The sequence below is a fragment of the Hyphomicrobium sp. DMF-1 genome (assembly GCF_027886585.1).
Taxonomy (GTDB): Bacteria; Pseudomonadota; Alphaproteobacteria; order Rhizobiales; family Hyphomicrobiaceae; genus Hyphomicrobium_C; species Hyphomicrobium_C zavarzinii.
Genome location: NZ_CP115706.1, coordinates 4,670,663 through 4,690,919, shown reverse-complemented (window position 1 = coordinate 4,690,919; position 20,257 = coordinate 4,670,663). Strand labels below are relative to the sequence as shown.

Annotated in this window: 20 protein-coding genes; 7 read left to right on the top strand and 13 right to left on the bottom strand. The window is 64.4% G+C overall.

The window, feature by feature from the left end; all coding sequences use genetic code 11:
- The gene (locus PE058_RS21770; RefSeq protein WP_020088005.1) at positions 1-1,638 is read right to left on the bottom strand and encodes a DUF262 domain-containing protein; all 1,638 of its coding nucleotides are present in this window, start codon (positions 1,636-1,638) and stop codon (positions 1-3) included.
- Positions 1,639-1,974: 336 nt separating this feature from the next.
- Between PE058_RS21770 and PE058_RS21765 the strand changes: the two genes are divergently transcribed.
- Complete coding sequence (locus tag PE058_RS21765) at positions 1,975-2,316, top strand: DUF952 domain-containing protein (protein WP_271029507.1); 342 nt, start codon at positions 1,975-1,977, stop codon at positions 2,314-2,316.
- Positions 2,313-3,398: a quinone-dependent dihydroorotate dehydrogenase gene (locus PE058_RS21760; protein ID WP_271029506.1), complete on the top strand. Its 1,086-nt coding sequence runs from the start codon at positions 2,313-2,315 to the stop codon at positions 3,396-3,398. The genes PE058_RS21765 and PE058_RS21760 overlap by 4 nt, the downstream gene beginning before the upstream one ends.
- 6 nt (positions 3,399-3,404) lie before the next feature.
- Here PE058_RS21760 and PE058_RS21755 read toward each other — a convergent pair whose 3' ends face one another.
- Positions 3,405-3,677 (bottom strand): DUF6460 domain-containing protein, encoded by a 273-nt coding sequence (locus PE058_RS21755; RefSeq protein WP_020088002.1) that lies wholly within the window; start codon positions 3,675-3,677, stop codon positions 3,405-3,407.
- Positions 3,678-3,839: 162 nt separating this feature from the next.
- Here PE058_RS21755 and PE058_RS21750 point away from each other — a divergent pair, with 162 nt between their 5' ends.
- Together PE058_RS21750 and pdeM are read left to right on the top strand one after the other, a co-directional pair.
- Positions 3,840-6,371: a ligase-associated DNA damage response DEXH box helicase gene (locus tag PE058_RS21750; protein ID WP_271030638.1), complete on the top strand. Its 2,532-nt coding sequence runs from the start codon at positions 3,840-3,842 to the stop codon at positions 6,369-6,371.
- Positions 6,346-7,113 (top strand): ligase-associated DNA damage response endonuclease PdeM, encoded by a 768-nt coding sequence (gene pdeM, locus PE058_RS21745; RefSeq protein ID WP_020088000.1) that lies wholly within the window; start codon positions 6,346-6,348, stop codon positions 7,111-7,113. The genes PE058_RS21750 and pdeM overlap by 26 nt, the downstream gene beginning before the upstream one ends.
- A 158-nt stretch (positions 7,114-7,271) precedes the next feature.
- Here pdeM and PE058_RS21740 read toward each other — a convergent pair whose 3' ends face one another.
- From PE058_RS21740 to PE058_RS21730, 3 genes are all read right to left on the bottom strand, one after another.
- Entirely contained in the window at positions 7,272-8,207 is a 936-nt protein-coding gene (locus PE058_RS21740; protein WP_271029505.1) for a TIGR02186 family protein, read from the bottom strand.
- Entirely contained in the window at positions 8,207-9,133 is a 927-nt protein-coding gene (locus PE058_RS21735; protein ID WP_271029504.1) for a sulfite exporter TauE/SafE family protein, read from the bottom strand. Before PE058_RS21735 ends, PE058_RS21740 begins: the two co-directional genes overlap by 1 nt.
- 228 nt (positions 9,134-9,361) lie before the next feature.
- Positions 9,362-12,106: a tetratricopeptide repeat protein gene (locus PE058_RS21730; RefSeq protein WP_271029503.1), complete on the bottom strand. Its 2,745-nt coding sequence runs from the start codon at positions 12,104-12,106 to the stop codon at positions 9,362-9,364.
- A 345-nt stretch (positions 12,107-12,451) separates the two neighbouring features.
- Here PE058_RS21730 and PE058_RS21725 point away from each other — a divergent pair, with 345 nt between their 5' ends.
- Complete coding sequence (locus PE058_RS21725) at positions 12,452-12,967, top strand: hypothetical protein (RefSeq protein WP_271029502.1); 516 nt, start codon at positions 12,452-12,454, stop codon at positions 12,965-12,967.
- A gap of 21 nt (positions 12,968-12,988) precedes the next feature.
- Here PE058_RS21725 and PE058_RS21720 read toward each other — a convergent pair whose 3' ends face one another.
- The 6 genes from PE058_RS21720 to PE058_RS21695 form a co-directional block, all read right to left on the bottom strand.
- Complete coding sequence (locus PE058_RS21720) at positions 12,989-14,044, bottom strand: acyltransferase family protein (protein WP_271029501.1); 1,056 nt, start codon at positions 14,042-14,044, stop codon at positions 12,989-12,991.
- 108 nt (positions 14,045-14,152) lie between these two features.
- Positions 14,153-14,590, bottom strand: coding sequence for a GNAT family N-acetyltransferase (locus PE058_RS21715; protein ID WP_020087994.1), 438 nt, complete (start codon positions 14,588-14,590; stop codon positions 14,153-14,155).
- 191 nt (positions 14,591-14,781) lie between these two features.
- Positions 14,782-14,871, bottom strand: a complete 90-nt coding sequence (pqqA, locus tag PE058_RS21710; protein ID WP_020087993.1) for a pyrroloquinoline quinone precursor peptide PqqA — start codon at positions 14,869-14,871, stop codon at positions 14,782-14,784.
- Positions 14,872-15,438: 567 nt separating this feature from the next.
- Positions 15,439-15,528 (bottom strand): pyrroloquinoline quinone precursor peptide PqqA, encoded by a 90-nt coding sequence (gene pqqA, locus PE058_RS21705; RefSeq protein WP_020087993.1) that lies wholly within the window; start codon positions 15,526-15,528, stop codon positions 15,439-15,441.
- 215 nt (positions 15,529-15,743) lie between these two features.
- Positions 15,744-16,040, bottom strand: a complete 297-nt coding sequence (locus PE058_RS21700; RefSeq protein WP_020087992.1) for a hypothetical protein — start codon at positions 16,038-16,040, stop codon at positions 15,744-15,746.
- Positions 16,041-16,186: 146 nt separating this feature from the next.
- Positions 16,187-16,393: a hypothetical protein gene (locus PE058_RS21695; RefSeq protein ID WP_020087991.1), complete on the bottom strand. Its 207-nt coding sequence runs from the start codon at positions 16,391-16,393 to the stop codon at positions 16,187-16,189.
- Between the two features lie 213 nt (positions 16,394-16,606).
- Between PE058_RS21695 and PE058_RS21690 the strand changes: the two genes are divergently transcribed.
- Together PE058_RS21690 and PE058_RS21685 are read left to right on the top strand one after the other, a co-directional pair.
- On the top strand, positions 16,607-16,975 hold the full coding sequence (locus PE058_RS21690) for an SH3 domain-containing protein (protein WP_271029500.1): 369 nt from the start codon (positions 16,607-16,609) through the stop codon (positions 16,973-16,975).
- Positions 16,976-17,207: 232 nt separating this feature from the next.
- The gene (locus PE058_RS21685; protein WP_271029499.1) at positions 17,208-18,098 is read left to right on the top strand and encodes a hypothetical protein; all 891 of its coding nucleotides are present in this window, start codon (positions 17,208-17,210) and stop codon (positions 18,096-18,098) included.
- A gap of 39 nt (positions 18,099-18,137) precedes the next feature.
- Here the strand turns inward: PE058_RS21685 and PE058_RS21680 are convergent, their stop codons facing one another.
- Both PE058_RS21680 and PE058_RS21675 read right to left on the bottom strand, forming a co-directional pair.
- A complete protein-coding gene (locus PE058_RS21680) occupies positions 18,138-19,259 on the bottom strand; it encodes an FRG domain-containing protein (RefSeq protein WP_271029498.1) in 1,122 nt (373 codons plus the stop codon).
- Positions 19,260-19,283: 24 nt separating this feature from the next.
- Entirely contained in the window at positions 19,284-20,234 is a 951-nt protein-coding gene (locus PE058_RS21675; protein ID WP_271029497.1) for an HAD family hydrolase, read from the bottom strand.
- Between the last annotated feature and the right edge of the window lie 23 nt (positions 20,235-20,257).

Genomic DNA, 20,257 nt, shown 5'->3' with positions numbered 1-20,257 from the left:
CTAGAACTTGATGTCCCAGTCCTTGAACAGGATGCCGATCAGCTCCTCGGTGCGCCCGAGGATCTGCGCGGGCGTCCAGTCCGCCGCCTCCGCGAGCCGCTTGGAGAGCACATAGGGCGACCGCGACAGGATCGAGCGCTTGGTCTCCCACTCGAGCGTATCTGCCTTCTGATTGTCCTCGGGCGAGAGCAGCGTGAGATTGCCGAGCCGGTGGGAATAGTCCTTGACCGAGCGTGCGGATGGGAAGTGCTTCCGCCAGCCGCTCTTTACGGCGAAGCCGCGTGGCAGGACGTGCTCGATGGTGAGCGCGCTGCGATCGATGGGCCCCGGGTCCTGTCCGAGCGCGATGCTGATGCGCCGCAGCACGCGCCCGCTGTAGTGCTTGGCATCGAACGACGTGCTGCGCAGGTTGGAGATCGCCATGTCGCGCAGGGTCGACGTCATGTCAAGCTCGCGCATCTGCGAGACCGTCGGCACACGCTCGATTTCGCCGAGGAGCTGCAGGATGCGGTTGTGCTGTTTCGTGGGATCGAAGCCCGCGATCTTCATCATCCAGACCAGCCGCTCGAGCCGTTTGAAGAAGAGCAGCGTCTCTTCCTGATCGCGCGGCCGTTCGAGCCAGAGCAGCGCCGCCGGAACCCAGAGCTGCGGATCGATCCAGCCGAGCCGCTCTGAAAGCGCCGGCAGCTTTCGTGCATCCTTGCGGTCGCTGGTCCGTCGCAGCACCGCGAGCCGTTCCGCGGCGGGCTTCAGCGTACCTTCGAGGAACGTGCGGCCGGCGCCTGCGACGTTGAACGTATAAGCCTCCGCGATGTCGATCTCGATCGGCTTGCCGCTGCTCTTTCTCCTTTTGAGCGTGCGCAGATGGCCGAGCAGCGCGTGCATGTCGTTCGCGCTGAGGATGGATTCGCAGCTTTCCCAGATTTTCTGACAGTCTGCGCGCTCGGGCGGCGGCACGATGGAAAGCAGGCTGAACTTCGCGCGATCGGACTTGCTGAAATCGACGCGCGTCTCCTCCTCCGTGCGAAGGAACGACCAGGCTTCCTCCTCGTCCTCGACCGAGGCGACGATGACACAGCATCTCTCCGCCAGGTAGGTGACGAGCGCGCGCCTGACTTCCGGCGTGTACTCCAAGCTCGAAAGCTCGGCGCGAAGATAGTTGCGGTTCTCGATGACGTTCCGCTCGGTCTCCGACAGCGCGTCGAAGTCGTCCTCGGGGTCCACCGTCGTGGAGCCAGGCGTCTGCACGAAGCGCTCGCAGGAGAGCGCCATGGCGTCCTGCGGACTGAGGCGCACGTCTTTGCCGCGGATGAAACCGTTGAGCTTGCTCTGCAGAACCGGATCGCTTTCGAGATCGCGCAGCACGGCAAACAGCAGGGTGAGCGACATCACGCGTTGGTGCCCGTCGACGAGCGCCGTCTCAGGCTGCCCCTGTTTTTTCGCCACCATCAGCTTGCCGAGGAAGTAGCCGCGCTGGCCCTGGTTGGCGCGCATGGCGCCCGTGATGTCGGACAGAAGACGGCCGATCTCGGCGGTCTGCCACGCGTAGGCACGCTGGAAGTACGGGAGCCTGAAGTGGTAGGCGTCGGAAAAAAGATCCTGGAGCGATACGACGCCGACAGAAATAACCTCGTGCACGCAGAACGTCCTCGCCTTCCCGTATCGTGAAAAACAAACCTCTCCATCCCGTGACGCGCGCACCACGGGCAGGACTGGAAAATGTCCCTCGGATCGCCGTTCGCAATGAATTTTGAGGTTGCGCAGAACCCCCGCAGCACGTGCTATGACCCCGCTCCGCAACCCTCCGCCAAGCCGGGACCGCTACCACGTTTCTGCCGGTGAATTGTACACGAGATCGATGGCCGGAGACGAGCGGATAAATGTAGCGTATTGCCACGTGAAGGATAGGAACATTACCGCGCCCCTTCGCATCCGCGACCGGTGCGGCGCGCGTCATCAACACCGGACGGGATCATGATTTTCAAGATTGTCGGGCAGGAAGCGTGGGCGCAGGCCTGCCGCGAAGGCGTGTACCGTGGCTCCCCCGACGACATGCGCGACGGCTTCATCCATTTTTCTGCGCCAGAGCAGCTTCAAGGCACGGCCGCCAAGCATTTCAGAGGCGTCGCTGATCTTCTGATCGTTGCATTCGATGAGAAAGCTCTGGGTGCGGCGCTCGTCTGGGAGCCGTCCCGCGGGGGCGCGCTGTTTCCGCATCTCTATGGAGAGCTGGCGACAGCGCTCGCGCTGTGGCAGCGCCCCTTGCCTCTGAACGGCGAAGGCGTGCCGCAGATACCTCAGGAGCTCGTATCATGATCGGCGCGCTCGCGGGCCTCGCTCGTCCCGTTTTGTTCGCACTCGAGCCCGAGGTTGCGCACGAGGTGACCCTGCGAGCGCTCGAGCTGGGAGTCTACCCGCGCTGCCCGGGTACTGAAGCCCCCGCTCTCAGATGCAGCCTATGGGGGCTCGACCTTCCCAATCCCATCGGCATTGCCGCGGGGTTCGATAAGGATGCGCGCGTGGCGGATGCCGTGCTCGGCCTCGGATGCGGCTTCGCGGAGGTCGGTACCACGACGCCTCGCCCGCAGAGCGGAAATCCGGCCCCGCGCGTCTTCCGTCTTATCCCCGAGCGGGCTGTCATAAATCGGCTCGGCTTCAACAATGCCGGACACGCCGCCGCCCTGAAGCGCCTCACCGCGCGCGCCCGCCGTGGCGTGATCGGCGTCAACATCGGCGCCAACAAGGACAGCACCGACCGTGCCGCCGACTACGTGGCCGGCATCGAGGCCTTCTACGGCGTCGCCAGCTATTTCACGGTGAACATTTCCTCGCCCAACACGCCCGGCCTCCGAGACCTTCAGGCCCCCGATGCGCTCGACGAGCTGCTGGGCCGCATCATGGCCGCCCGCGCGGCGAAGGTGGCATCGGGCGCACCAAGCCGCCCCATCGTCGTCAAGCTCGCCCCGGATCTCGCGGAGGACGCGGTGGAGCCGGTCGTGGCGGCCTTGCTGCGGCACGGCGCCGACGGCATCGCCCTCTCCAACACCACGCTTGCCCGGCCCGGGCTGACCGATCCGGCCGCCCGTGAGGCGGGCGGGCTCTCCGGCCGCCCTTTGTTCCATCGTTCCACGGTCGTGCTTGCGCGCGTCTACGAGGCGACGGCCGGAAAGGTGCCGCTGATCGGCATCGGCGGCATCGATAGCGGAGAGACGGCGCTCGCCAAGATCGAGGCCGGCGCCACGCTGCTGCAGCTCTACACGGGCCTGATCTACGAAGGCCCCGGCCTCATCGGCCGCATCACGAGCTATCTTGCGAAGGCGTGCGCCGAGCGCGGCGTGCGGACGCTCTCGGAGCTGACCGGCACGCGCTCCGCCGAATGGGCCGCCAAGCAAATCTGAGGTGCGTTATTCCGTCTTGGAGCGCGAAGCCCCGACCACGCGGGCAATCAGCCAGATCGGGATCACCACCAGCGCGCCGAGCAGCATGTACTCGAGCACCCATTCCACGGCGCCAAAGCCAAGATCATAGATGTTGCGCAAAAGCTCGTTGATGCGCTGGAAGAAATTGCCGAGGTCGATCCCGAGCGCCTTCATCACGATGCCGACGGCGAGCGAGATCAGGGCGAGGCGGATCAGCACCCCGAGCGGGTTTCCGCCAAAAATCGTGTTACGGTCCATGAGGCGAAATCCCTTTGCGAGCGGGCCGGAAAACCGGCTCCCATGTAGCATAACCATCGGCGGGAGCGAAGGAAGTCTCAACGCGTGACGGGCGTATCCGAGAAGGCGGGCAGGCGGCGGGCCGCGAAGGGCGTAAAGGCTGAGGAGGCCAAAGCGGCCGGGATGGTCCTTCCCGATCCGTTCGCGGCCTGGTTTGCCCGCCGCGGGTGGAGCCCCCGTGAGCATCAGCTCGCCCTGATCGCCCAATCCAAGGCCCGCCGCTCGACCCTGCTGATCGCTCCCACCGGCGCCGGAAAGACGCTTGCTGGCTTCCTTCCGAGCTTGATCGCGCTTTCCGAGGCGCCAAAGCGGCCGAAGCAGGGGGCGGGCCTCCGCACGCTCTACATTTCTCCGCTGAAGGCGCTCGCCGAGGACATATCCCGTAACCTCGTCGCGCCCGTCTCGGAGATGGGTCTCAAGGTCGCGATCGAGACACGCACGGGGGATACCTCCGTCGCGCGCCGCGCCCGCCAGCGGGTGAAGCCGCCGCACATCCTGCTCACCACGCCCGAGCAGGTTGCGCTGATGTTGTCCAGCTCGGACGCGGGCTACGTGTTCGGCGACCTCGACACCATTATCCTGGACGAGCTGCACGCCCTCGCCCCCTCGAAGCGCGGAGACCTGCTCTCACTCGGCCTCTCCCGCCTTCACACGCTCGCCCCCGGCCTCATGACGCTCGGCCTCTCGGCGACCGTCGCCCGGCCGTCGGAGCTGAGAAGCTATCTCGTGCCTCAGGCTGCGCCGGATCTCATGCGCACGATGGCCGATGTCGTCGTCGCGAAGGGAGGCGCAGCGCCAGAAATCGCGATCCTGGAAATCGAGGAGCCCGTGCCGTGGGGCGGTCACTCGGCGCGCTACGCCATGGCCGACATTTACCGCGCCATCGAAGCGCACCGGACGACGCTCGTCTTCGTCAACACGCGCATGCAGGCGGAGATGGTGTTTCAGGAGCTGTGGCGCATCAACGAATCCAACCTGCCGATCGCGCTGCATCATGGCTCGCTCGACAAGGCGCGCCGCATCAAGGTGGAGAAGGCGATGGCGGAGGGGCAGTTGCGCGCCGTCGTCGCAACGTCCACGCTCGATCTCGGCATCGACTGGGGCGATGTGGATCTCGTGGTGAACGTCGGCGCGCCGAAGGGCGCGTCCCGCCTCGCGCAGCGCATCGGCCGCGCCAACCATCGTCTCGACGAGCCGTCCGAAGCGCTCCTCGTGCCCGCAAACCGCTTCGAGGTTCTCGAATGCCGCGCCGCTCTCGAAGCCGCGAAGGCCGGGGAGCAGGACACCTACATCGCCCGCAGCGGCGCCCTCGATGTCCTGGCTCAGCATGTGCTCGGAATGGCCTGCAGCGGTCCGTTCCGGCCTGAAGATCTGTACGAGGAGGTGCGCGCCGCCGCGCCCTATTCCGCCCTTACGCGCGACCGCTTCGACCGCGTGGTGGACTTCGTGGCGACCGGCGGCTACGCGCTCAAGGCCTACGAGCGTTTCGCGCGCCTGCGCCCCACCGGTGACGGCCACCTGCGCCTCGCCCATCCCTCGCTCATACGCCAATACCGCATGAACGCGGGCACCATCGTCGAAGCGCCGATGATCAAGATCCGCCTGGTCGGGCAGCGCCGCCGGAAGACGACCGGCCAGCCCGGCGCGCGTCCCCTCATGGGTGGCCGCGTTCTGGGCGAGGTGGAGGAATACTTCGTCGAGCAGCTTTCGCCGGGCATGACCTTCGTGTTCGCCGGAGAGATCCTGCGCTTCGAGGGCATGGAGGAGACGGAGGCTTACGTCACCCGTGCGCCGGGCGCGGATGCCATGATCCCGAGCTATGCCGGCGGCAAGTTCCCGCTCTCCACGCATCTCGCGAAACGCGTGCGCGCCATGCTGGCCGATAGGAAGCAATGGAAAGGCCTTCCGCTTCCGGTTGCGGAATGGCTGCGCCTTCAGGATGGCTATTCGCAGCTCCCCGGCATCGACGACGTTCTGGTGGAGACGTTTCCGCGCGGCAATCGCCACTTCATGGTCGCCTATCCGTTCGAAGGGCGTCTCGCCCACCAGACGCTCGGCATGCTGCTGACGCGGCGGCTCGAACGGGATGGCGCGCGCCCCATGGGCTTCGTCGCCAACGACTATGGCCTTGCCATCTGGGGGCTGGGCGATCTCTCCCAACGCATCGCCGACGGCACGTTAGAACTCGATAGGCTGTTCGCCGAGGATATGCTCGGCGACGATCTCGAAGCCTGGCTTGCGGAATCGAGCCTCATGCGCCGCACCTTCCGCACCGTGGCGGTCATCGCCGGGCTCATCGAGCGCCGCCATCCGGGGCGCGAGAAGAGTGGCCGCCAGGTCACGATGTCGACCGATCTCGTCTACAACGTGCTGAGGCGCCATGATCCCGGCCATATTCTGCTGGAAGCCGCCTGGGAGGATGCGGCCACGGGGTTGTTGGATATTGCTCGGTTGGGGCAATTCCTGGCCCGCACGCGCGGGCGAGTCAGGCATCAAGCTCTAGATCGGGTCTCGCCGCTATCGGTTCCGATCCTGATCGAGATTGGTGTCGAGCCCGTCGCGCGCATCGCGCGGGAGGATCTCCTGAGGGAAGCAGCCCAGGAGCTGATCGCCGAAGCGATGCGGCTCGATGGCAGCGGCAAGAAGAGGACGTGACGTGAGAAACACGACACAACTGCTCGAGCTCAAGCCGGAGCGTCTCGACGTCGGCGAGTTCAGCCAGCAGCCGATCTCCATCTCGGGCCGCTCGTTCCTGGCGGATGTATCGGGCGCTCTCTACTGGCCGGCCGAGGACGTGCTGATCGTCGCCGACCTCCATCTCGAAAAGGGCTCCTCCTTCGCCGCTCGTGGCGTTCTGCTCCCGCCCTACGACACTGCCGCTACCTTGGAGCGCTTGGCTGCCACGCTAGATGCCTATCAGGCCGCGACCGTCATCTGCCTGGGCGACAGCTTCCACGACCGCAATGCCGGCGAGCGCATGTGCGACAAGGATCGCGAGACGCTGGCCATCCTCCAGGAGGATCGCGAGTGGCTTTGGCTGAACGGCAATCATGACCCGGTGATCGCGGAGTGCTTCGGGGGCCAAGTGCTGCCTGAGATCACGGTGTCCGGCATCACCTTCCGTCATGAGCCGGCGGCAAGCCCCGTCACCCATGAGATCGCGGGCCACCTTCATCCCGCAGCGCGCGTCTCCTTCCACGGCCACGTCATCCGCCGTCCCTGCTTCGTCGGAAACGGCAATCGCCTCGTGCTGCCGGCCTTCGGCACCTACGCGGGCGGATTGAACGTGCTCGACGACGCGTTCGCGCCCCTCTTCGGCAACGACGGCTTGTCCGTGCTCGTCATGGGCCAGGAAGGCCTCTACCCGATCGCCGCACGTCTTCTGAAGGAAGACTAGACCATGATCGCTTCGGACCCTATCAGTCCGAAGCGTGAATCATCGGTCTAACAAAAGAGACCATGATCGCTTCGGACCCTATCAGTCCGAAGCGTGAATCATCGCTCCCGTTAAAGCGCCGGGAGCGCGATTCTGATCCAATAAAAATTGATCGCGCTCTAAGCTGCGTCCCGCCGCCGGAATGCGGCCGAGGCAAGAAGCCCCGCACCCACCGCCACCGCCACCGCAAACAGGCCGTAGAGCGCAGGCTGGCGCATGGCAAAGCGGTAGAGCCACAGCTCGATGCCAGACCGTTCGAGCCGCACACGAGACTGGAACGCACTGAGCAATTCCCCTTCCCGGAACAGATACACGCGCGCCGTGAGCGGCCCCACGGGAACGTTCGCCGGCAGCGAGATGGAACTGCGGAACAGGCTCTTGCCCATGAAGATCACCGCATAGTCTTCCTTGAGATAGAGCCCTTCCTTCTGCTTCAGCCGGATGACGGCATCCTTGAAGGCCTTGAGCTCTTCTGGGTCGGTCTCGATGGCCGACTTCGCGGCCGGCGCGAGGCGCACGAAATCGAGCCCGATCGCATTCCGCTCGAGCAGCGGCTCGTCGGCGATTTCCTCAATGGGCCGTGTCGAGACGATGGCGTAGTAGCTCGGCGCGCTCTCGTAAGCCACCGACTCAGTATTGACCCATAGCCCCGCCACGTTGGATTTGCGGCGTGCGAGCAGCGGGGTCGGCATCCCTTCGAGGACGACGATCACGTCGTAGTATCCGGCTTCCGCGCTCGGCTGGCGGCTGTTGACCACCGAGCCGAACACGACGATCTCGGTGCCCGTGAAGGCCGAGGTGACGGCAATCGTCCGCGTCGAAACATCGGCTTCGACAGCCTCCCGGGGAGGCGCCTGATCGGTCTTCGCTGCGGTGCGCTCCGTCTTGCGGTTGCGTGGCGTCTTGACCGGAGGCACCCGTTTGTCCGTCGCCCCCGGCTCCTGCGCGATAGCGTCACTCGCGGGCACAGACGCGAGCCCGAGCCCGGCCACCATCACGCCCATCAGCGGAATAAGCCGTAGCCAGCCTCGTGGGATGGGGCGGACGGGCGTCATCACATCCCCCCGAGCGTTGCGGTGATGCTGAACAATTCCCGCGGCGTCACCACGAGATCCCAGCCGATGCGGAAGCAGACGAGCAGCACCAGAGCCGCGAGCAGCAACCGCAATTGCTCGCCTCTGAGCCGGGCTCCGGCAGCCGCGCCATATTGCGCACCGATCACGCCGCTCACGATCAGCAACAGCGCGAGGACCACGTCCACGCTGTAATTCTCGCTCGCCTGCATGATGGTCGTCACGGCCGAGACGAACACCGTCTGGAACAGCGACGTTCCCACCACCACGTTGGTCGGCACGCGCAGCAGGTAGATCATGGCGGGAACCATGATGAAGCCGCCGCCTGCGCCCATGATTGCGCCGAGAAACCCGACAAACGCGCCGATCATCAGCGGCGGAATGGCGCTGATGTAGAGCTTGGAGCGATGGAACCGCATCTTGAGCGGCAGACCATGGATCCAGTTGTGCTGCCCGGGCCGGCGCATGGAGTAAGGCCGACCGCGGCGCGCGCTCTGCAAGGCATTTATGCTCTCGATCAGCATCAGGATGCCGATCACGCCGAGGAACGTCACGTAGGCGAGCGCGACGAAGAGATCGAACTGGCCCGCAAGGCTCAGGATGCGCACCATCTTGACGCCGATGACCGAGCCCGCGACGCCGCCCGCGAGCAGCACCACGCCGAGCTTGATGTCGACGTTGTTGCGCTGATATTGCGCCATCGCGCCCGAGACGGAGGAAGCCACCACCTGCGCGGCACCGGTGCCGACCGCCACCGCGGAAGGAATGCCGGAGAAGATCAGAAGCGGCGTCATCAGAAACCCGCCGCCAACGCCGAACAGGCCGGAGAGAAAGCCCACCGCTGCGCCCATGCCAACGAATAGCAGCACGTTGGCGGACATCTCGGCGATCGGCAGATAGATGTGCATGCGTGGGGAGCTGTTACGCCGGTATCGCGCGATGAGGCTTCACAGCCATCCCGGAGGGATGGAGAACGGCATGGCACCGTCCGCCCGCCCTGGAACGGCGCGAGGACATGTGCGGCCCCGCCGCATCATCGTATTGAACCTTTGCCGCGAGTGCCAGTGCGCAGTGGCCCGCAAGATGCGCCGGCGATTGACGGATTTCGGGCGGGGCAACGCGCCCCGCCGGAAATCTTAACCGTTCGCGTCGTTGTTCACGCGCTTCTTCCAGTCTTCACCGGCCGCGCGGGCATCGTTGGCCAGCGGAACGGGTGTCTGTGCCTTGAACGACGAGACGAGGCTCTCGGCGATGGCGAGGTCGCTCGCGCTCAGCGTGCCCTTGAGCTCGTCACGGCGGGCTTTCGCATCCGTATCGCCGTTCTTCGCCGCGAGCGCATACCACTTGTAGGCTTCGACCCGGTCGGCCTTCACGCCGAGACCGTTCTCGAGCAGAACGCCGAGATTGTACTGGCTGTCGGAGAGGCCGTGTGAGGCAGCCTTTGTGAACCACTGCGTGGCAGTGGCGTAGTCGGGCTCGCCCTGCTCGCCGCCTGCAGCAAGCACAGCGAGATTGTGCATCGACTTGACGTTGCCCTGCTCGGCGGCGCGGCTGTACCAGATGCGCGCGCGTCCGATGTCCTTCGTCACGCCGAGGCCGCGCTCATAGAGCGTTCCCAGGCGATACTGAGCCTGCGCGAAGCCTTTCGTGGCCGAGCGCTGATACCAGCGCAGCGCTTCTGCAAAGTCCTGCGAGGTTCCCTTGCCCTCGGCAAGGCGTGCGGCAACTTCGAATTCCGCCGAAGCATCGCCGTTTGCAGCCGCGAGACGAAGCGAAAGCGGCCCAACCGTTGCAGGCGGCAGGTCGAGCGCGCTCGAGCGCTGTGCGCCATCCACCGTATCCGGCGTGCTTGCGGGCTCGGTGTAGGCCGTCTCGACGCGGCCGCTCTGCTCCGGAAGCAGCGCGTCCGGCGACTGTGCCGCAGCGATCGTGCCGAGCTTGCCGGAAAGGCTCGCCAGCACCTGCTGCTGATAGACGTCCGCCACCATGGCATCCGGCACGGCGCCGTTGGCACCGGCAATCGTCATGCCGCGCGGAGGCGAGGCCGGCGCGCCGCTGGTTTCGAGCGCGGGCGGATCGAGCACGTCGTCCATGAAGCCGTAGGGCGTAAGCGCCGAGCTGCCGGTGGGGTCGGCCTGCTGTGGTTCAGCCGTCGCGGCCGGCGGCACGAACTGCGCAAAGCCGGTCTCGTCGTCCGTGAGATCGGAGCGCGGGGCCGTATTCGGAGCGGGCTCCGGCGTCTGCTGAGGCGCTGCCTCGGAGCCGCTGGCCGCCGGGGCCTCCGGCTCGGCGCCGATACCCTCGGGCTGGATCGTGATCTGCGGCGCAGGCGGCGGGCTGCTCTTCCGGTTGAGCAGAAGGATGCCGCCGTTGATGGCGACGACGAAGGCCAGCGCGGCCGCGAGGAGCTTGGGAGAAGCGCCGAACAAGCGGCCCGCGCCTGCGGCGAACGGCAGGCGGGCGGCCTGGGCGAGAGCTGCGCGGGCGGGCTCGGCGGCCGGGCGGCGCGAAACCTCAGTCTTCTCGGCGATCGCCTCGGCCCGGTTGGCCGCCGCCTTGAGCTTGGCGCGGCGTGCGTCCGCGATGAAGTCGCGGCGTAGGCGATCGACGGGCGATGCGGCCTCGTCGGTGGATGCGGACACGTCGGCGTCGGCAGGAGCGGCGAAGACCGAAGGCACTTCGACGGGCGCGACCAGCATGGGATCGGCCGCCTCACCTTGATCGTGGAAGCGATCCTGGAAGCGGCTGGCGGAAAAGTCGGCAGGCGCAATGTCGGCAGGGGCCGGAGCCGCCGCATACCGCCGGGCGGGCTCGTCGTTGAACGAGGCGAACATCTGCGTCTCGGCGGCAGGCTCGGCCACGGGCCACGGCGCGGTGGTCGCGGGATGGCCCTGCTGCTCGAGCGAATCCATCCGGTCGAGGATGCGCACCATCGCCTGCTGCAGCGTGTCGAGCATACCGAACGCGGTCTGCTCGTTCTGGCGCTGCTCCTGGATCGCCTGTTCCAGAAGCACCTTGAGCTCGTCGTAGCGGTCCGCCTGCGCGTTGACGCGTCCCGAAAGGCCGGTCACCAGAGACGTCGCCGCGGCTTCCGCCTGGCGCCGGTCCTGGATCGAAGCCTCGATCAGGTCGCGCAGCTCCTGATGGCGCGCGGCCTCCGCGCTTGCGCGCTCGCCATCCTGGCCAAGACGCGCGTGCACTTCCTCGGCGGCGCGCACGGCCACCGCTTCGATGTCGGCGGCAAAGCGCGTGTCGTAGTCGAGCAGCTTCGCGATGCGCTCGTCCGACACCTGCTCCATCACGCTGCGCACATCGGCTTCGATGCCGTCGATGCGTGCCACGTGGCGATCCAGCTCATCGAGCTTGTCGCCGAGAAAGCTGATATGGGTCTCGATGAGCCGCAGTCCGTCGAGATCCGAGCGGCGCACCACGTCTTCCAGCGCCGAGCTGATGTGCTTCTGGAACTGATCGAGGCGCTCTTCCAGCAGCATCATGGTGCTGCCGGGCTTGAGGTCGGCCAGCGTGCGCTTGATGCGATCGGCGATGTCGTAGAAGCGGTGGCCGAGCCAATCCTGGCGGTCCTGGGCCTCTGTCGCGGCAGCGTGCTGAGATGCTGCGTCGGTCTCGTAGGTCCGCATCAGCGCTTCGGCGCTGGCCGCATCCCAGGGCTCTTCGCCGGCCGGATGCGTCTGGTCGGGGCGGCGCAGATCCAGCGCGCGAAGCCGCTCGACGATGCTGGCGATGGTCTCGCCCTGGCGCCGCTGTGTCTCCTCGATCTCGCGCGCAAGCTCATGCACGAGCCGGTTGGGGCCGCCTGGCATTCCAGAATAGCCGTAGGCCCCCTGAGAGGCTGGCCATTTCTGTTGTTCTGTATGCAACATCACGATCCCCACGGTGAATGCGGCGCCCACGGCCGGCCGTTCCCTTGAGGGAGTCGAAGGCGGATCAAAAACCGCCCCGTCTTGCCGGGCTGAAGCGTGCGAGAAGGGTCAGACGAGGCACAAGCAGAAACCCGAACAGTGTGAAGGTCTCAGCCGTCAGTAAATGTTCAGTTAAGTCCCTCTTGGAGCCAGGAAATCGGCCATTAAATGAGGGTGTTGGCAGGGCGAGCGCCCCCGTGGCGTGCGAAGTGATTCGTTGGCCTTAGGGGGCGACGGCGCGGACGCGGTCACAAACGGCTGCTATGCTTGAGCCAAAGCCTGCCATGTAACGAATGGAGAATTTCCGTGAGCAATATGTCTCGTCGCGGCTGGAACCATGGCCGCCGCCCGTGGCTTCTGGGCTCGCTCGCCGTCGTCCTTGCCGCGCCCGCCTGGGCGGCCGGAAACGAGTCCGGCCGCTACACGATGTCTCCCACCGAAGGCGGCGTCATTCGCCTCGATCGCGAGACCGGCGCCATGTCGTTCTGCGCCGGCAAGGAGGGCGAGTGGTCCTGCAAGGAGATGCCCGAGACCGAGAGCGCCTTGAAGAAGCGCGTGGAGGAATTGGAGGGTGAGAAGCGGGCGCTCGAAGCGGAAAAACGCCTGCGCGACGGCGCCCTCGGCGGCCCTTCCGTAAAAGAGCCGGAGGCGGGCGAGCCTCACGCGGAAGCGGTGCCGGCCCCTCCGGGCGATTTGCCTGTCCCGAACGAGCGCGACGTGGACAAGCTGTTCGACTACGTCGAAGGCATGGTCAAGAAGTTCAAGGAGCGCATCGACCGCCTGGAGCGCGAGGCCAAGAAGGAGCCGGAGATGCCGCTCTGAAGCGGCACCCCGGTCCGATCCTTAGGCTGCGGTCGGCTGGGCCTGCGGCTCACGCAGTGGCTCGCGGCGCGGCGTGAGGCGGAACGCGTCCGGCCGCGTGAACAGGAAGCCCGCCCACGTGCCCTTGACGGCCCACTGCAGCGCCAGCGCCCCCACGATTCCGGCAAGCGCCGAGAGAAGTGCGATGGCCGCAGCCGCTTCGCCGCCGGTGAGCTTCAGAAGCACGATCCGCACCGGTCCCATGAACACGGTGAAGGCGAGGTAGACGGCAATCGAATTGCGCCCGCAGTAGGCCAGAACGTCGCCGGCCGTACGCTGCGTGACGAGCACGCTGAACGCGATCACCGCACCGATGCCGATGTAGGAGAACACGAGATCCGGACCGTGCACGAGCGCGACGCCTGAGGTGACGCCCACAGCGTTGAACGCGGCCCACACGACGAGGCCAAGCGCCATTGTGGCCGCCGGAACTGCGCGCAGCCTGTCTGCGAACGACAGGATAAAGGGCGCGAGCGCGTAGCCCGAATAGAAGAACACGAAGCGGTTCGAGAACTCGTCGACGATGAACACGCCGCTCTCGGGCGCTGCCACGTGCAACAGCGCCGCGACCGCCAGCACGATCCACTTGGGCACGGGGCGCAGGAGCTTTGCGACCACGAAGTAGACCATCAGGAGATAGATGAACCAAAGCGTGCCGAAGGGGATGAGGTAGCTCGCGAGGTAGTCCTGAAGCGTCGCCGTCGCGCCGCTCTCCTGCACCATGCCCGGCGCCTTGAGCGCGAACTGGATGGTGAGCCACAGCACGTAGAAATAGGCGAAATGCACGACCTTGGTGTCGAGGTAGCTGCGCCACGGACGATCGATGCGGGCAGCGAGGAACAGGCCCGAGATCAGAAAGAAGTCCGGCATCCGGAACGGCCGCGCCCAGTCGATGAAGGCATGAAGGCTCGTTTCCGAGCCGATGGCTTTTTCGACGCCGAGCGTGGCGTGCATCATCACGACGAGGATGATGCAAAGGCCTTTCGCCACATCGACCCAAGCCAGACGGGCTTCGGAACTCTTCTCTGAACGTGTCATTTTGCGCCTCGATTGGGGAGCGGCCCGTACCAGTGCGGCACACGACGGCTGATGCTGAGGAGCAAAGCAAGACGCGTTCCGGGTCGCCGGACCCTAGCGCCGGGAGAGTTAGAAAATGAGCCTGTAGCGGACGAAATCGTCCGCGAGCGTAAAGCGATCGTAAACGCTGCGCGCCGCCGCGTTCGAAGTCCGCGTGTGCCAGTAGAGGCGCGACCAGCCCTTGGCCTTGGCCGTTGTGACGAGATCGCGGATCAGCGCTTCGCCGATACCGCGCCCCCGCCGCTCGGGCGCGACGAAGAGATCTTCGAGATAGCAGACGGGGTCGGTCGTCCAGGTGCCCGCATGGAGCACCGAAAGGCTGAAGCCGCACACCTCGCCCGATGTCTCGGCAACCCGGCAGAACAGCCCGTCCTGGCGGCGGATCAGCCGCTCCCAGGTCTTGGCTGTCACCTCGTCTGGCAGCTCGGACTCGTAGAAGGCCAGGTAGCCGGCCCAAAGCTGGCGCCAAGAGGGTTCGTCGCTCGGAACAGCGTCTCGGATTAGCACGGGCGGAGGGGTCCTTTTTGTGAACGCCACATAGTTACCGGTCTGCTCCCCTCCTGACCAGCCGAAGAGATGAATTATGGTCTACACCTCTAAAGGTCAGTGTGCAGGCTTATGCGATCGCGTGCCCAAAAAAGAAGCGCGACGGCCGCTGAACAGCGGCCGCCGCGCTAAAGACCGAAAGACGATCGATATTAGATGATATCGATCTCGGCCGGCAGGTACGAAGTGACCTCGAGGCCAACTTCCTGCTCGCGAACCGACGGCTTCATCCAAGTCTTCATGGGTAGTTCCTCCTTAAAAACATGCGAGACGAGATGCGTCTGCGCACGGGTATTAAATAGGCAGGTGACCGCCTGATTTCCAATCGTATTTTCATTCGCGTTCTATCAGGCAGGCTGATGCTACTGTGTACCAGTTTCGGCCTCGAATGCGTGTCACGAAACACGCGTGAAACCTCCGCAGCAGGCGAGAAAAACGCGGAAAAAGGCTGTCTGGGAGCGAGTGAAGTCCGCGATACGGGGGGAGCGCGGCAGAGGAAAGAGGGCGTGCGAAGCGCCTAAAATCGCGGGGTTGTCGGCAGCCGCCACGCGCGGGAACACGCACATGTGAAGGGAAGCGGTGCCCGTGTGATGCCCCTCATGCGAGAAGAGAAGGCGCGATCTAATTTCCGCGCAAAGCAGTCCGAAAAACAGAAGCGGGAGGTTCGCCGAAAACCGGAGCGGGCGGATATGAAGATCCGATTAAAAAACCCGTCAGCGTATGAACGCAATGACACAAAGTAATGACACAAAATAAAAACGGCGGCCGCTTTGGCGACCGCCGTCTAATTCGACAAAAAGCCGATCGACTTAGATGATGTCGATCTCAGCCGGCAGATACGAGGTAACCTCGAGGCCGACTTCCTGCTCGCGAACCGAGGGCTTCATCCAGGTCTTCATGGCAATTCCTCCTTAGGGATCCAATGACCAGCGGGCCGCCAGCCCGTCTAGATCTAGGGCGTATATAGTCGCACCCCCTGATAACGACAAATCGCAAGTTCGTGATCTGTACATCAGGTAATTTTATCGGATAGAAAAGATATTCTTATCGCGAAAATAGGCAAAAAATAGAAGTGATATCAACTGACTGAATGTTGATCAGAAAAGCGGAGCCTTCAAGCCCACAGCACGCCTGCCACGGGAAGCGCCAGCCATACGAGGGCATGGGCGATCCTCGGTGCACGGCCGAGCCAGGCCAGCAGCAGGCCCGGAATCGTGAAGAGGAGCAGCGGAAGCGCGATTGCGATGCCCATGCTCTCGTCAGCTGACGAGCCGAGCGGATCGAGCGATTGCAGCTTCAAGTGCGCGAACAGCAGAAAGCCAATGATCTGGATGCTGCCGACGGCCAGCGTCGCCAGGCGAAGCACCTCTCCGCCCCGCAATACGTCCTCACGATCGATATCGTCGGTCATTACTGGCTGTCCGTTCGGTGGGCGGGGTCAATTGGCGGGCACGCCTTCGCAGAGCTGAAGCCCTTGGGGCTCCAGCGCACACGGCGCGAAGTCGAGGATCACCAGATTGGCCGCTTGGCGGGCCCTGCGAAAGACGGCGCGGCGTCTCAGGCGGCGCTGCCGCGGTCCTCCTCGAAATCCGATTCCAGCGAGGCCGCGAGATCCTTCAGGTCTTCCGGGATCGGCAGACCGTAGGCCTTGAGCTCGTTGAGCCGCTCCTTGAGCTGAAGGTAAAGCTCGTGGCTGTCCTCCGGCTCGTTTTGCATCTGTGTGAGCAGAAGCCCGATCTCCGCTTTGACGTCTTCAAAGGCCATGGGGGTCTCCCGAGAAGAAGCGCGACATCCCGAACCGCACCAGGCGCGCTCACGTGGAACCAGAGCGTCTCCAAGTGCTTATCCGGAGATAGGGATGTCCCCCATGCCGCCGCAAGAGGCGAGGGGCCTTCCCGCGCCGTCCGCCGCCACAGCGAGGTCCAATTTTTCGGCCCATCTGCCCGCGTGCGGAACAAAGGAACCATTGGGGGAACAATGGACACTCCAAACATCCGCCGCGGAGCCGGCATTCTCACCGCGTCCGCTCTTCTGATCGCGCTCTGCCACCCGCTGCCGGCATCCGCCGATGATCCGCCTCAGTACTGGGCGGTGACGGGCGTTGCCGACAACGACACGCTGCACATGCGCGACGTGCCGCACGGCGACAGCCGGATCCTGGCCGATATCCCGCCGAAGGCGCGCGGATTGAAAGGGCTCGGATGCCTGAAGCCCGAGCCGAGCCTCGACCGCTGGATGACGATGACGGCCGACGAGCGCGCCAACGCCAAGCTCGAATGGTGCCGCGTTGACTACAAGGGCCGGCAGGGCTGGGTCGCTTCGCGCTTCCTGCGTCCAGACAAATAACCCCACGCTGCGCGCGTCATCTCGGCTCGCGAGCTTGCGCCCTTCTGAGCACAAGCCCACGAATGCGCGAAACAAGCGCCGCACGCCTGCAACTGCGCGGAGGAGAAACGATACGCGCAGTCCCGCGTTGTCCTCCACGTGTGCTATCCTCTTCGCCGTGCGGGACGAACGGGGATGGAGTGAGAGCATAGGCGATGCCTGAGCGGCAGGCTGATCGCGTGGTGGGGTGGTGATGCGTTTTGATTTCGAGGCTCTTCGGCAGCACGTTGCGGCAAAAGCCGCGTTGAGCGTGCCCGCATTGGTGGCAGCCGGAGGCGTGGCGCTGGCCATGCTCGCGGTGCTCTATGGCGTGATGCGCGGAGCCGATGATGTCCCCGCCGATGCGGTTGTCGTGAACGGCCCCGTCTTTACACCCGTCGCGCTGACACCGCCTGCTCCCGAGCCCGCCATGCGCCCGTCGTCGCCGGGCAGCGCGTCCGCCATGCGCTTCGATGATGCCGTATCGGTGACGCGCGCCGTGCAGACCGAGTTGAAGCGCGCCGGATGCTATCAGGGGCCTGTCAACGGCGTCTGGAGCGTGCCGACGCGCAAGGCGATGGCCGAGTTCACGACCCTGGTGAACGCGCGCCTCCCGGTCGACCGCCCGGACAGCGTGCTCCTCGTTCTTCTCGAAACGCACAACACCACATCATGCTCGGACGGTGCGTCCGCCGGAGCGGAGGAAAAAAGACGCGGACGCGAGCGCAGAACGGAAACCGCGAGCATCGAGCAACGCCGTTCTGACGAGCAGCGCGATGTGACGCGCGCTCCGGTCGAGACCGAAGCCTCCATTCCGAAGTTCCGGAGCGAGGATCGTCGCTATTCGGTGGAGGAGAGGCAGCCGTCCGACGCAACCTCCGTCGAGACCGCGGCCGTTGAGCCCGAGCCTGGGAGCGACACGCTCGGCACAGGCGAGGCGGCAGCACTGGCCGCTGCAGGAACGGCCGCCGCAGCGACGCATTACAAAGCCTCACCGCCCGAGCGCCGCCGCACGTCCCGCCGATACAAGAAGCAACCCTCGCTCGCGCGCTCCGTGTCCAAAGGCTTCCGCCAAATTCAACGCAGCCTCAACAAGCTGTTTTGAGTGGGCTTGCCACAAACAACACCAGCAATAGCGGTCCAATCACAGGGTGAAAAGGCGTTCCCGCAGTTCCTCGCAAGCTCCATCAAGGCCAGGGAACATTGAGCCCGCAGTAATCCCCATAAGACTCAACTCTTGCATGACGCGGCTGCGGACAGATATCGGTAAGTCAATAGCTTCGAGATAGGTCACCCCTCGCTCCATCTCCCGCGTGCGGATATACGCTTCAACATCGTCCACGTTGGTCAATGTCGAGAGGGCTTGTTGCGGTACCATGCGCTCATTGCCAATCGCCAACGCCTTCAGTATCGAAAAATGAGGGTGGCGCGTCACAAGGTTCTGGACCTGACCGTAGTCGATACACCACTTCTGCTCATCAAAGACGAAGACGCGCACTTTCATTTCATCAGCGGCCCGAGTTGCCTCGGCGTTGGTTATGTTTTTGTAAGCGAAGAACGCGGCAACAAATGGTGAGAGCGACCAATCCATCAAAGGTGTGGGATATCCGTGATGCTGTATCAGATTGTAGAACGCCCCAGTCTGAAGAGAATTGTTCAGATCAAAGAAGTGGCGAGTTCGAGCGCTTAGATTCCTATGCAGATGCGGGATGTCATCCTTCGCGCTGTATCTATGAAGGTCGGAACGCCCTGTGCGGTGGAAAGATGTTCGCAATCTCCACGGTTTCGCTTGGCCACGGAAAATAAAGCGCCGAGGGTCCAGCCTGACAGAGAATTCCTTGAAGGCTTCCCAAGTGGTCACATCTGCCCGCGGCACCAATTCTGATGCCCTTGATGGGTCCTGGCGCTCGATTATCGCCCTTCCCTCAACCCCATGCTCGGTCAGCCACGCCAGTTCCAAACGCGTGTCCGTTGCATCGAAGTCTACATTAGCACGACCAGGAAAAACGGCGCCTGGGAAACGGTCGGAAATAGCCTGCCACGGGACCGGTTGCAGAGTATCGGGATGGAGCGGATGTAACGGCGACCGAAAAGTTCCCCTTGTCTCTTTGGTCGGTGTAGCAATTTCTGCTAACGTGCCTGGAAAATTGCGGTCCGGCCCGTACAAGTATGCACATCCACGGTAGCAGTCATCGAACTCGTCCAGTTCGACAATGATGTCTCCCTGGCCATTACTTTCGTATTGTCCTCGCCATTGACCCTTCATAATGCAATTGGGCTTTCCACTGTCTTATGCACTCCGGCCCACTTCCCAAACCTCCTCCTGCACGCGGATGTCGGCGAGGATGCGGTCGAGGAGCAGGCACGTGCGCTTGAAGAGATCGGACCCGCGGCGGTAGTCGGCGGCGGCATAGAAGTCCACGCGGCCCGCGCGGAACAGCTCCACGCACTTCTCGGGCGCCTTGCCATCCGGATGCACCGCGATCGCGTGTCCGCCGCTCTTCCTCATGAGCGCCATGGAGGGAACGTCCGTGTCGCCGTCGCCGAAATAGATCATGTTGCGGAACGGGATCGGCCGCTGGTCCTCGGGCATGTGCGAATTGATGCTCTCGCCCAGGTCCTCGATACCCTTGTTGATGCGGAAGAGATACTGCGTCTTGCCGGTGTCCGTGATCACGCGCTTCGGATACGGCAGCTCATAGGCGTCGAACCAGTATTCGGACGCGAACACGTTGTGGAAGTGCTTGCGGATCTTCGTGCCCTCGACGATCTCGGTGAGGCCGGAGGAGACGAGATAGTGGCGCAGCTTCACGCCGTGGCTCTCCGCGCGGATCTTGATGTACTCGGCGATGGCATCGAACCACGCCTCCACCCCGGGAAAGAGCTCCACGTCGCGCCCCTGCTTGACGAGATCGGAGCGATCGATGCGGATGCCCTTCTCCTTCGCCTTTTTGTACATCAGGTGCATGTAGGTGATGAGCGGATCGGCGCCCTGCTCGCGCGCCACACGTCCGCACTCTGCCCAGAACTCGGCGGGATCGACGCCGAGCTGCGGCAGGAACGAATACTCCTGCATCGGGCGCGGAGAGAGCGTGCCGTCGAAATCATAGACGAGGGCGATGGTCTTCTTGTCGAAGCCCGCAGCTTTCGGCTTTTTCTTGGCCTTGCCGGAGGGTGCGCTCTCGCGCGCGGGAACATCCTCGTCTCGCTCTCTCTGCCGCCCCGTCGCGCGCTCGGTCATCGCCGGCTCCTATCCCAATCTAG